Origin of the sequence: Actinoplanes sp. NPDC026619, assembly GCF_040638295.1 — a bacterium.
Lineage (GTDB): Bacteria > Actinomycetota > Actinomycetes > Mycobacteriales > Micromonosporaceae > Actinoplanes.
Window position 1 is genome coordinate 25,212 of sequence record NZ_JBEZYA010000021.1, and the last position, 12,371, is coordinate 37,582.

At 71.4% G+C, this 12,371-nt stretch carries 9 protein-coding genes; 5 read left to right on the top strand and 4 right to left on the bottom strand.

The features are described 5' to 3' along the window. Complete coding sequence (gene yaaA / locus AB0E90_RS35985) at positions 1–768, top strand: peroxide stress protein YaaA (protein ID WP_360415935.1); 768 nt, start codon at positions 1–3, stop codon at positions 766–768. On the opposite strand, the gene AB0E90_RS35990 is transcribed toward yaaA, so the two are convergent. Further along, the gene (locus AB0E90_RS35990) at positions 763–1,107 is read right to left on the bottom strand and encodes an STAS domain-containing protein (protein ID WP_360415937.1); all 345 of its coding nucleotides are present in this window, start codon (positions 1,105–1,107) and stop codon (positions 763–765) included. The genes yaaA and AB0E90_RS35990 overlap by 6 nt on opposite strands. Positions 1,108–1,161: 54 nt before the next feature. Then, positions 1,162–2,817 carry a copper resistance protein CopC gene (locus AB0E90_RS35995; RefSeq protein WP_360415939.1) on the bottom strand — a complete coding sequence of 552 codons (1,656 nt, stop codon included), beginning with the start codon at positions 2,815–2,817 and terminating at the stop codon, positions 1,162–1,164. A 103-nt stretch (positions 2,818–2,920) separates the two neighbouring features. Between AB0E90_RS35995 and pgm the strand changes: the two genes are divergently transcribed. Continuing rightward, the gene (pgm, locus tag AB0E90_RS36000) at positions 2,921–4,564 is read left to right on the top strand and encodes a phosphoglucomutase (alpha-D-glucose-1,6-bisphosphate-dependent) (RefSeq protein ID WP_360415941.1); all 1,644 of its coding nucleotides are present in this window, start codon (positions 2,921–2,923) and stop codon (positions 4,562–4,564) included. A gap of 67 nt (positions 4,565–4,631) precedes the next feature. After that, entirely contained in the window at positions 4,632–6,938 is a 2,307-nt protein-coding gene (locus AB0E90_RS36005) for an EAL domain-containing protein (protein ID WP_360415943.1), read from the top strand. Here AB0E90_RS36005 and gndA read toward each other — a convergent pair. Continuing rightward, on the bottom strand, positions 6,935–8,371 hold the full coding sequence (gene gndA, locus AB0E90_RS36010) for an NADP-dependent phosphogluconate dehydrogenase (RefSeq protein ID WP_360415945.1): 1,437 nt from the start codon (positions 8,369–8,371) through the stop codon (positions 6,935–6,937). The two genes, AB0E90_RS36005 and gndA, sit on opposite strands and share 4 nt — an antisense overlap. A 185-nt stretch (positions 8,372–8,556) precedes the next feature. Here gndA and AB0E90_RS36015 point away from each other — a divergent pair, with 185 nt between their 5' ends. After that, positions 8,557–8,871, top strand: coding sequence for a type II toxin-antitoxin system PemK/MazF family toxin (locus AB0E90_RS36015; RefSeq protein WP_360415947.1), 315 nt, complete (start codon positions 8,557–8,559; stop codon positions 8,869–8,871). A gap of 138 nt (positions 8,872–9,009) precedes the next feature. Continuing rightward, a complete protein-coding gene (locus tag AB0E90_RS36020) occupies positions 9,010–10,743 on the top strand; it encodes a SpoIIE family protein phosphatase (RefSeq protein WP_360415949.1) in 1,734 nt (577 codons plus the stop codon). Here AB0E90_RS36020 and AB0E90_RS36025 read toward each other — a convergent pair. Continuing rightward, complete coding sequence (locus AB0E90_RS36025) at positions 10,697–12,331, bottom strand: alpha-amylase family glycosyl hydrolase (RefSeq protein ID WP_360415951.1); 1,635 nt, start codon at positions 12,329–12,331, stop codon at positions 10,697–10,699. The two genes, AB0E90_RS36020 and AB0E90_RS36025, sit on opposite strands and share 47 nt — an antisense overlap. Positions 12,332–12,371 lie beyond the last annotated feature (40 nt).

Sequence of the window (12,371 nt, forward strand, 5' to 3'; positions counted from 1 at the left end):
GTGCTGATCCTGCTCCCGCCGTCCGAAGGCAAGACACCCGCCGCCGCCGGCGACCCGGTCGACCACGACCAGCTGTGGTTGCCCGGCCTGGCCACCGCCCGGCGGCGGGTGATCACCCGCCTCGTCGCGATGTGCAAGCGGACCAGCGCCCGGTCGGTGGCCGACTCGCTGAGGGTGCTCGGCCTCAGCGAGGGCCAGAAGGACGAGATCCCCCGTAACGCGGCCCTGCCGGACGCCCCGGCGGCGCCGGCGGTCGAGGTCTACACCGGGGTGCTGTACGAGGCGCTGGACGCGGCCACCCTGCCGCCGGCCGCCCAGTCGTGGCTGTTCGAGCGGGCGGTGGTCTTCTCCGGGCTGTGGGGAGCGGTCCGCCTCGGCGACCGGATTCCGGCCTACCGCTGCTCGGTCGGGGTCAGCCTGCCGGGCGTGGGCGGGCTCACCGCGTACTGGAAGAAGCAGCTCAGGCCGGCGGTGCCGGAGGGCCTGGTTCTTGATCTTCGTTCCGGCGCCTACGGGGCCATGTGGTCGCCGGCCGGCCCGGCGGCGACCGTGCGGGTGCTGCACGAGCGTCTCGTCGGCGGGGTGCCGAAGCGGGCCGTGGTCAGCCACTTCAACAAGGCGACCAAGGGCCGCATCGTGCGCGCGCTGGCCGAGTCGGGCGCCGAGTTCGGCTCGATCGGCGACGTGGTCGCTACGCTGCGTGACCTCAAGTACACGGTCGAGGAGCCGGCGCCCGGGCAGCTCGACGTCGTGGTCACCGAGCTATAGCTCCTGGCGGCCGGTCAGGGCGTCGCCGACGGTGGCGTAGACGCCCAGGTGCCGGGTCAGCCCGACGGTGTCGAGCAGCCGCTCCAGGAAGTCGGTCGGGCAGGCCAGCCGCAGCCAGCCGCCGCCCGCGGTGGCCCGGTTGTTGCCGACGACGAAGGTGGACAGGCCGATCGAGTCGCAGAACTCGACGCCGGAGAGATCCACCACCACGCGCGGCGCCGGGCGGTCGAGGACCTGCTCGAGCGTGGTGGTGAGGACGGTGGCGCTGTCCACGTCGAGGTTCCCGCGGACCGTGACCACGACCGAGTCATCCTGATTGCCGACCACGGACACGTGCACGACGGCCACCTCCTAGGCATGAGGCTCTACTTCTGCCCAGAAGGTGACCGAAAGTCACCTCTCGGCGGAACCGGCCGGCACCGAGATCGTGGTCTTGACGGTGGCCTGGTTCAGCTCGCCGATCCGCACGGTGAACTTGATCTCGTACTCGCCCGGGTAGGGGAAGGTGATCGCGCCGGCCGCGTGGTGCCGGGGCAGCAGCGGGAGCAGCGGCTGGGTGACCGGTTCCAGATCCTTGCCGAGCAGCTGCGACGTGACGGTCCACTCGTCGGCCGGCAGCGGCGCGCCGGCCGGGGTGTAGACGAACGCGTGGATCGTGTTGTTGTCGCCGACCTCGACCGGATAGATGTTGAACTGCAGCGTGTAGAGCGGGCAGGTGAGCGTCTGGGAGACGCCGTTCTCGCGGACCGCGCCCTGGTCGACCGCGGCGCTGCGACCCGGGTTGACCTGCACCAGCACGGCGCTCAGGCCGAGGACGACGGCGGTGGCGGCGACCTCGATGCCGACCGTGCGCCGCATCCGGGCCGCTCCGCCGGCGGGCACCTGGCGGCGGTTGACGAGCCGCCGGGCGTAGGCGGCGGCGGTCAGCGTCGCCGCCAGCACGCCCACCTTGGCCAGCAGCAGCCGGCCGTAGTCGGTCTCCCACAGCGCCCGCACCGTGCCGACCTGCACGACCGCCTGCACGACACCGCCGGCGACCAGCCACACCACGGCCAGCGCGGCCCAGCGGGACCAGACCGGCAGCAGCACGCCGAGCACCCGCGGGTCGGTGCGGCGCAGCAGGAAGACGGTGAGCGTGATCAGGCCGCCGAGCCAGACCGCCATGGCCGCCAGGTGCACGACGTCGGAGGCGACGATCGCGGCCGGCAGGGGAGAGGCGGCGGCGTGCCCGGTCAGCGGCCAGGTGACGAGGCCACCAAGACCGACCCCGAGAAGGACCAGGCCTCGGGTACGCGATGACGTGCCCCGCAGAACCGCCGGCAGTAGCGCCCCCGCGATCACCAGGACGGCGAGCCGGGCGAGCAGGGTGAGGCCGTAGGAGCTGGTGAGCACCGGACCGAGTTCGGTCGGGGACACGTCCCACAGGGCCGCGCCGCTGCTGGCCGGGGCCTGCACCCACAGCGAGCCCAGGGTGGCTGCCGCGACGAGGCCGAGACCGGCGTAGACGGTGCGGATCGCCCCGGAGCGCGAGCGGCGGCGGGGCCAGAGGAACGCGAGGAACAACGCGGGTCCCACGGCGAGTGTGAGACCGGCGTACCCAAGAAAGCGCGTGACCGGCGTCGCCAGGGTGACCGATCGATGGGTGCCGGCCTCGCCGGCCTCGGGCGGCCGGGCCGAGGGCGCGCCGACCGAGAAGGTGATCGCGCCGCCGACCGGATGGCTGTCGGCCGAGATGACCCGATAGCTGACCAGATAGGTGCCGAGCGGCTGGCCGGCCCGGCGCACCGGGATCCGCAGCGTCGCCCCGGCGGCGGTGGGTGTGCCGGAGATGCGCTTGCCGTCCGGGTCGAGCACCTGCACCCGGCCGGCCACCGGGGTGACCGACTCGCTGAAGGTGACCACGATCTCGGTGGGGGAGGCGCCGATGACGCTGCCGGGCGCCGGAACCGACCCGATCAGCGCGGCGTGTGCAAAGGCAGGACTCGCGGGTATCAGAAGAGGGCCCAGGGCGATCAGCACGGCCACCAGCAGTCGCGCCGCTCTCGTCACATCGCCCCTCTCGTCACGTCTGGTAGTTCGGATACCGGCAGGGAAAAGTTCAACCCGGTATGACTAGGCTCCAGGCAGGTTACCTGTACCGAAGGAGGCCGCCATGTCCGTTGATCCCCGCGCCGGAACGCCCGCCGAAGCCAGGGACCTCATCGACGTGCCGAGGGTGGTCTCCCGCTATTACACGGAGCATCCCGACCCGGCGGTGGTCGGCGAACGGGTCGCGTTCGGCACGTCCGGGCACCGCGGGTCGTCGCTGAAGACGGCGTTCAACGAGGACCACATCGCCGCGACCAGCCAGGCGATCGTCGAATACCGCCGGGCGCAGGGCACCGACGGGCCGCTGTTCCTGGGCCGCGACACGCACGCGCTGAGCGAACCCGCGATGATCACCGCGCTCGAGGTGTTCGCCGCCAACGACGTGACCACACTGATCGACAGCCGGGACGGCTACACCCCGACGCCGGCCGTCTCCCGGGCGATCCTTGCGCACAACCGCGACCGCACGTCCGGCCTGGCCGACGGGGTGGTGGTCACCCCCTCGCACAACCCGCCCGCCGACGGCGGCTTCAAGTACAACCCGCCCAACGGCGGCCCGGCCGACACCGACGCCACCCGCTGGATCCAGGACCGCGCCAACGCGCTCATCGCGGCCGGCCTCAAGGAGGTCCGCCGGGTTCCGGCGACCCGGGCCCGCGGCTCGGCCCAGGTCACCGGCTACGACTTCCTCGACGAGTACGTGTCGGATCTGCCCGGCGTGATCGACCTCGACGCGATCCGGGACGCCGGGGTGCGGATCGGCGCCGACCCGCTCGGCGGGGCCAGCGTCGCCTACTGGGGCGCGATCGGCGAACGGTACGGCCTGGACCTGACCGTGGTGAACCCGCACGTCGACCCGGCGTTCGGCTTCATGACGCTGGACTGGGACGGCAAGATCCGGATGGACTGCTCCTCGCCGTACGCGATGGCGTCGTTGATCTCCCAGAAGGACCGGTTCCAGCTGGCCACCGGCAATGATGCGGACGCCGACCGGCACGGCATCGTGACGCCCGACGCCGGGCTGATGAACCCGAACCACTACCTGGCCGTCGCGATCTCCTACCTGTTCGCGCACCGCCCCGGCTGGCCCGGCGGCGCCGCCATCGGCAAGACCCTGGTCTCCTCGTCGATGATCGACCGGGTGGCCGGCGACCTGGGCCGGCACCTCGACGAGGTGCCGGTGGGGTTCAAGTGGTTCGTGTCCGGCCTGCTGTCCGGTGAGATCGGCTTCGGCGGCGAGGAGAGCGCCGGAGCGTCGTTCCTGCGGCGTGACGGCTCGCCGTGGAGCACCGACAAGGACGGCATCATCCTCGACCTGCTGGCCTCGGAGATCATCGCGGTCACCGGCCGCACCCCCTCCGCCCACTACCGCGACCTGGTGGCGAAGTTCGGCGAGCCGGCCTACGCCCGGATCGACGCGCCGGCCTCGCGGGAGGAGAAGGCGATCCTGGCCGCACTGTCGCCGGCCCAGGTCAGCGCGAAGTCCCTGGCCGGCGAGCCGATCACCGACGTGCTGACCACCGCCCCCGGCAACGGCGCCGCGATCGGCGGCCTCAAGGTGGTCACGGCCAGCGGCTGGTTCGCGGCCCGGCCGTCCGGCACGGAAGACGTCTACAAGATCTACGCCGAGTCGTTCCAGGGCCCGGAGCACCTCGCGCGCATCCAGGAGGAGGCGCGAGGGGTGGTCTCCGCCGCACTGAAAGGCTGATCTTCTCAGCTCTCCGGCCTGGTAGCCGACAGGTATGCCGCACAGGCATATCTGACCAGGGGAGCGCATGACCGCGAACACCGAGCGCCGCGCGACCGCCGGGCTCGTTCCGCTGCTCGTAGCGGGCTCCATGGTGGTCGGCGTGTGCGTGTGGCTGGCGGTGCACACCGGAACCAGTGTGCTGGCCGGCTACATCGGCGGCCCGGTCGCCCTGGTCGCGGCGGTCTACGGCTGCTGGAAGATCGGCTCCAGCATCATGGTGACCCGGCCGGTCCGGGCGTTCTGGCGGGCGCTGTCGCATGCCGCGGTGCTGCTGCTCATCGGTTCCTGCGTCTCGCTGTCGCTGTCGCAGAACAACGCCGGCCTGTCCCTGGTCGCGGCCGCCCCCAACGTGCTCGGCATCGTCTGGGTGGTCGCCGCGATGGCCCGGCTGCCGCTCGGCGACCCGACCGTGCTCGGCTGGGCCCGCACCCTGCTCGACCTGGTCACGGTGGCCGTGGCCGGCACCCTGATCTACTGGTACGTGGTGCTCAGCTACGCCACCGCCGGCACCGACCTGGACACCCGCATCGCCGCCGGCACCGTCGGCGTGCTCGGCCTGCTCGCCCTGGCCATCGTCGGCAAGGCCGCGGTGACCCCGCACGCGCCGGTCGACTCCCTCGCGCTGCGCCTGCTCTCCGGCGCCCCGATCGTCGGCGCCGCCATTGCGGTGATGCTGATCGCCGGCTCGGCCGGACCGCGGCTGGCCATGTCGGTGCTCACCGGCCCGCTGGTCGCCCTCTCGTTCACCGCGGCCGCCTGGCGGCAGCAGCACGTGCTGGCCCACCCGCCGGCCGAGACCGCGAAGCGGCACCGCACGATGTGGGGCCTGATCCCGATGCTCGCGGTGGTCACCACGGCCGCCCTGGTCATCACGGTCTCGTCGCGGGAGATGAACGACCGCGAGCGCGCCGTGATCATCGGCGCGGTGCTGATCGTCGTCTGCGTGGTCGCCCGCCAACTGCTCGGCCTGCGCGAGAACAAGCAGCTCCTGGCCGGGCTGCGCACCCAGCAGGCCGAGCTGGAGCGGCTGGCCATGACCGACCCGCTGACCGGGCTGGCCAACCGCACCCGGTTCGGCGCCGCCCTCGAGGAGCGGCTCGCCGCCCACCGCGCGGTCACCGTGCTGATGATCGACATCGACGACTTCAAGATGATCAACGACACGATGGGCCCGGCCCTCGGCGACCAGTTGCTCTACCAGGTCGCCCAGCGGCTCCGGAACCACAGCTCGGTCTCCTCGTCCGGCAACGACCTGCCCGCACGCCTCGGCGGCGACGAGTTCGCCGTGCTGCTCGACGCCGATGACGTCGCGGTCGCCGAGGACGCCGCCGCCCGCATCCAGCTGGCCCTGGCCGAGCCGTTCCGGGTCGGCGAGGAGCGCCTGCTGGCCCACGCCAGCATCGGCGTCGCTGTCGCCGGCGCCGGCGACAGCGCCGACGAGGTGCTGCGCAACGCCGACATCGCGATGTACGCGGCCAAGGAGGGCGGCAAGGCGGCCTGGGTGCGGTTCGAGCCCCGGATGCGCCAGGAGGTCGTCAACCACGCCCGGCTCGGCAGCGAGCTGCACAACGCGATCATCCGCAACGAGCTGTTCCTGCTCTACCAACCGGTCTTCGACATCGTGACCGGCCGGCTGCACGGCGCCGAGGCCCTGGTGCGCTGGAAGCACCCGGTCCGCGGGCTGGTGTCGCCCGGCGACTTCATCCCGGTCGCCGAGCGCTCCGGGCTGATCGTGCCGCTCGGTTCGTGGGTGCTGCGCGAGGCGTGCCGCCAGCTGGCCGAGTGGAAGATCGCTCATGGAACCGGCGCGATCAAGGCGATCAACGTGAACGTCGCCGTCCGGCAACTGCGCGAGCCGGGGTTCGTCGACGAGGTCGCGGCGGTGCTGTCCGAGTACGGCCTGCTGCCGGGCAACCTGGTCATCGAGATCACCGAGTCGTCGGTGGCCGACGGCAGGCAGGTGCGCGAGACGCTGCAGGCGCTGCACGAGATGGGCATCCGGCTCGCGCTGGACGACTTCGGCACCGGCCAGTCGTCGCTGTCGCTGCTCCGCGCCTTCCCGGTCGACGTCCTGAAGCTCGACAAGTCGTTCGTCGACGGCATCGCCGACGGCGAGGACCGCGGCCGCCTCGCGGTGGCCGCGGCGGTGGCCCAGCTGGCCGAGTATCTCCAGCTGTCGGCGGTGGCCGAGGGCATCGAGAGCGAGGCGCAACTGGAGCGCCTGCGCGACATGGGTTACCGCCTGGGCCAGGGCTTCTACATGGCGAAGCCGCTGCCCGCGGACGAGGCCGGCGCCCTGATGGCCGCCGACCCCGTCCCGGTGAAGAACTAAGCGTCAACTTCCTTGCGGTCGTCGGTCGCCCACAGCGTGTGGAACGAGCCGTCCTTGTCGATGCGGTGGTACGTGTGCGCGCCGAAGAAGTCGCGCTGGCCCTGGATCAGGGCGGCCGGCAGGCGCTTGGCCCGCAGACCGTCGTAGTAGGCCAGGGCGGACGCGAAGCCCGGCGCCGGGATGCCCTGCTGCGCCGCCGTCGCCACGACCCGCCGCCAGGCGTCCTGCGCGCCGCTCACGGCGTCCAGGAAGTAGTCGTCGACCAGCAGTGTCGCGAGCTGCGGCTGCTTGTCGTACGCCTGCTTGATGTAGTCGAGGAACTTGGCGCGGATGATGCAGCCGGCCCGCCAGATCTTCGCCATCGCGCCCGGGTCGATCTCCCAGTCATATTCCGCGGAGGCCGCCTGGATCTGCTGGAAGCCCTGCGCGTACGCCACGATCTTGGAGGCGAACAGCGCCTGCTCGACGTCGGCCTGAAGATCGCCGCCATGCGTCTGCTGCGCCGCCGGGCCCGGCAGAGCAGCGTCGGCCGCCGCCTTGCGCACGTCCGCGCCGCCCGACAGCGCGCGGGCGAACACCGACTCGGCGATGCCACTGACCGGCACACCCAGATCCAGCGCCGCCTGTACGGTCCAGCGGCCGGTGCCCTTCTGCTCGGCCTGGTCGAGCACGATGTCGACGAACGGCTTGCCGCTCTCGGCGTCGACCTGCTTGAGCACCTCGGCGGTGATCTCGATCAGGTAGGACCCGAGGCGGCCCTCGTTCCAGCCCTGGAAGATCCCGGCGATCTCCGCGGGCGACGAGCCCCCCACCTGGCGGAGCAGGTCGTATGCCTCGGCGATGAGCTGCATGTCGGCGTACTCGATGCCGTTGTGCACCATTTTCACGAAGTGACCGGCGCCGTCCGGGCCGACGTGCACGCAGCACGGCTCGCCGTCCACCTTCGCCGCGATGTCCTCCAGCAGCGGGCCCAGCGCGTCGTACGACTCCTTGGGGCCGCCCGGCATGATGCTCGGACCGTGCAGCGCGCCCTCCTCGCCACCCGAGACGCCGGCGCCCACGAAGTGCAGGCCCTTCTCCTTCAGCGCCGCCTCACGCCGCCGGGTGTCCAGGTAGTGCGCGTTGCCCGCGTCGATCAGCATGTCGCCCGGCTCGAGCAGCGGCGCGAATTCGTCGATCACCGCGTCGGTCGGGCCACCCGCCTTGACCATGATGACAACCCGGCGGGGGCGTTCCAGGCTGGCCACGAAGTCCGCGGCGCTCTCCGACGGGATGAACTTCCCCTCGTGGCCGAACTCCTCGACGAGCTCCTTGGTGCGGCCGTAGGACCGGTTGTGCAGCGCGACCGTGTGCCCGTGCCGGGCGAAGTTGCGCGCCAGGTTGCGCCCCATCACCGCCAGACCGGTGACCCCGATCTGTGCCTTCTCCGACATTATTGACGTCCTTCCCTAGCTGCTTGCAACGCCCTCATTCTTACCTACGGGAATGACCCGATCTTGGTTCGATCCCAGAGGTTGACGGCATCTTGATGGCGCGCCGGGGGCGAGCTGCGCCGGAAGATCTCAACGGCTGTACCCTCGTCCGCATGTCATCGCCAGCCGTGCCCGGGATGCGCTGAATGCGGCGCGGCGAGATCTGGACCATCGGTAGTCGCACCGACCTCCGTTACCGCGTGCTCGTGCTGTCCGCCGACAGTTACAACGAGCGCAAGAACGCGTCGCCCTTCTGCGCGCCCATCGTCCGGCAGCGCGGCGCCACCGAACTCCCACCGTACGCCGTGCCGTTGAGCGAGCAGGACCCGATCACCGGCGTGGTCGTGGTCAACCGGATGCGCCGCCTGCCCGCCGAGATCGGCGCCGAACGCCTCGGCATGGTCACCGGATCGAGCCTGGTGCGACTCACCGAGGCGATGCGCGAGCTTTTCGAGATCTGAGTCCCTTTCGGGTGATCTGCGAGCAGAGTTGCACCGCAGGTCGCATGGGGTCCGGATGAACGGCCGATGACGATGGGACGTTCGCCGAAGTACCAATGAGGCCGTATCGATTTGGTCGACGGTCTCGGAGGGCGCGGCGTGAACCAGGCTTTGAGCACACCGGCCGACGCTCTGATCGAGCGTGCGGTGGGTCTGCTCGCGGGCCGGGCCCGTTGCCACCTCGACGAGGCCTACCACCACCTCGAGACGATGGCCACCGATCAGCGCCGCGAGGTCGCCGAGGTGGCGGCGGGCGTGATCCGGGTGCTCGACGTCAAGGTCGGCGCGCCCGGCCGGCACGCCTCGGTGCCGCAGATGGTCGCGGCCGCCCTCACCGATCCGGCCCGTCCGTCGCGGGCCCGCCGCTCCGCGCCCTGGGTCTCCCTGGTGCAGCGGGTCCTCGACAACACGCCCGGCATGTGCGGTTATCTCTCCGCCGAGCGGGACCGCTCCGGCCGCATCCTCGACCTGATCTGGCAGGCCGCGAGCCCCGGCGCCGCCACACCGGACGGTCAGCGCGGCCGGCAGCTGATCGGCCAGCGCGCCAGCGGCCAGTTCCCCTCCGGCTGGGACGTCTACCAGGACGTTCTCGACTCCGGCTGCCCCGCCGCGGTGGGCCCGTTCCGGTACGGCGACGGCCACTACACGGTCCGTGCGCAACGGCTCGGTCACGGTCTGCTGCTGCAGTGGTCCAAGCTGGACGAGCTGGACCGGTTCGGCAACCTCGGCTGGGGCGAGTGGGACCTGGCCACCGGCGAGGTCTTCTGGTCGGAGAACATGTACCGGATCTACGAGCGCGAGCCGCACCTCGGCCCGCTGTCCGGGGCCGAGACCGACGCGCTGACCGAGCCGGGCGACGCCGCCCGGATCCGGTCCGGTCTGGTGGGGCTGGGCGTGGACACCACCGTCCGGGTCAGCGTCAACGGTCGGATCAAGCAGTTGCGGACGGTCGCCGACGCGGTCCGCGACGGTGCCGGCCGCCCGGTGCGGGTCTACGCGATCGTTCAGGACGTCACCGACCGCGACTACGACACCCGCCGCATCGCCGAGGTCGAGCAGCAGCTGACGGCCGAGCACCGGCTGGCCGGCCACCTGCAGCGGATCATCCTGCCGATCCCGGAGGAGCCGATCGAGCTCCCCGGCCTCAAGGTCGCGGTGCGCTACCTGCCGGCCGGCCAGGAGAGCTTCGTCGGCGGCGACTGGTACCAAGCGACCCGCCTGCGCGACGGCTCGGTGCTGCTGGCCGTCGGCGACGTGGCCGGGCACGGCACCCAGGCGGCGACCACGATGGCCCAGCTGCGCCATGCGCTGCGTGCCCTGGCGGTCACCACCGGCGACCCCGGCGTCCTGCTCGGACACCTCAACCGGCTGACCTGCGAGCTGGAGCGGGAGAACCCGGAGCTGTCGGCCACCGCCGTCGTCGCCCGGTTCGACCCGGAGGCCGGCGAGATCACCTGGGCCCAGGCCGGCCACCCGCCGCCGCTGTTGAGCCGCGGCGGCCGCACGATGCCGCTGGAGCGCCCGCCCGGCCCGATCCTGGGCGTCGTCGACGACGCGGTCTACCCGACGTCCCGGCTGTCGTTCCGCATCGGCGACGTGCTGCTGCTCTACACCGACGGCCTGGTCGAGCACCGGCACCGCGGCCCCGACGACGGCCTCGCCCAGGTCATCCGCACGGTCGACGAGGCGGTGCACGCCTCCCCGCAGCAGCCTCTCGCTCAGCTGCTGGCCCGGCTCCAGCAGACCAACCCGGACGACGACACGTGCATCCTGGCCGCCCGCCCGGTCACCGGCGAGACCCGCGACCTGCGCCACCACCTGCGCCGTCGATAGCGAGAATCCCGTAACCGGAACCCGCCACCCGCAGTCCACCCGGGATCGGGGTGATTCCGTCGGCGCTGATCGGGGTAGCCGGCGGGACGGTGAGCTCGGCGGCGTCGCGGCGGGGGTTGACCACCACCAGGTGGGTTCCACCGCGGACGTACGCGAACGGATAGCCCTCGCTGATCACCTCGATCGAGGCCCGGGTCTGCAACGCCGGGTTGTCCTTGCGGATCCGGATGAGTTCGCGGACGAAGTTCAGCGTGGACCCCGGATCGTTCTCCTGCGCGGCCACGGTCGGGCGCTGCGGATCCGGGTCGATCGGCAGGTAGAGCTTCTCCGCGGAGGCGGTGGAGAAACCCGCGTTCGGGCCGTCGTCCCACTGCATCGGCGTACGGCATCCGGCCCGGTTGTAGAGCGGATTGCAGACCGCCCCCTCCACGTTCGGCAGGTCCGGCAGATAGCGCATGCCGATCTCGTCGCCGTAGTAGAGACACGGCACGCTGCCCCAGGTGAACAGGAACACCAGCGCCGCCCGCAACTGCTCCGGCGTGCGCGAGCCGACCCGCAGCCGGTCGAAGTCGTGGTCGGCGGTGGCCAGCACGATCGGCCTCGCCGGATCGGCCGCCCGGGCGTCCGCCCACGCGTCGAGGAACGGCCGCGTGCTGCCCTTGCCCTCGGCGTCGAAGAACGGCTCCCGCGGGGCCTGGAACGGCAGGATCCCGGCCGCGTGATTGTCGAACAGGCTCGCGTGCGCCTCCTTGATCACCAGGAAGAAATCGGCGTCGAACGCGAACGGCCCACCCACCCGTGGCTCATTGCCTTCCGGGATCAAAACCGCTTGCGGGTACGCCGTATCCAGCCATTCCCGGATCTCCCGCCAGATCGCCACGGTCTGACCCAGGCCCTCGTCCCACAACTCGTCCTTGACCAGTGAGAACGCCATGTCGACCCGGAACCCGGCGACGCCCTTGGCCAGCCAGAACCCGATGATGTCCTTGAGCGCCTGCCGGTTGCGCAACGGCCCCGGGGCGTCGACCGCATCCCGCCACGGCTCGTCGCGGCCGTCCCGCGCGACCCACCCGAAGTTCAGCGCGGGCTGCTCGTCGTAGAAGTTCTTCAGGTAATAACCCGGCCGAGGCCCCGGCGACTCGACCCAGGCCGGTGTGCCCGGAATGTCCCGCGCCCAGGCGCTCTCCGGCAACCGCTCGCACCAGATGTAGCGGTCGCCCTCGGGATCGGGCCCGTCCGCCGCCAGCTCCTTCCGGAACCAGGGGTGCTCGATCGAGGTGTGCCCCGCGACCAGGTCGAGCATGATGCGGATGCCGCGCTCGCCGGCCTTGCCGACCAGCTCCACCAGGTCGTCGTTGGTGCCGTAGCGGGGCGCGATCGACAGATAATCCGACACGTCGTAACCGGCGTCCACGAACGGCGACGCGAAGCACGGGTTGAACCAGATGACGTCGACCCCGAGCGACGCGATGTGGTCGAGCCGATCGATCACCCCACGAAGATCCCCGACTCCGTCCCCGTTCGAGTCGGCGAACGACTGCGGATAGATCTCGTACATCACCGCGTCGGCAAACCAGTCCCCGGCCATGACCGCCATGCTAGTCAGCGAGCGGAGCCACCGCCGCGCA

Bases quoted from the DNA above. Each gene is read 5' to 3' on its own strand.
- pgm (WP_360415941.1), top strand. From the start codon at position 2,921: ATGTCCGTTGATCCCCGCGCCGGAACGCCCGCCGAAGCCAGGGACCTC.
- AB0E90_RS36005 (WP_360415943.1), top strand. From the start codon at position 4,632: ATGACCGCGAACACCGAGCGCCGCGCGACCGCCGGGCTCGTTCCGCTG.
- gndA (WP_360415945.1), bottom strand. From the start codon at position 8,371: ATGTCGGAGAAGGCACAGATCGGGGTCACCGGTCTGGCGGTGATGGGG.
- AB0E90_RS36015 (WP_360415947.1), top strand. From the start codon at position 8,557: ATGCGGCGCGGCGAGATCTGGACCATCGGTAGTCGCACCGACCTCCGT.
- AB0E90_RS36025 (WP_360415951.1), bottom strand. From the start codon at position 12,331: ATGGCCGGGGACTGGTTTGCCGACGCGGTGATGTACGAGATCTATCCG.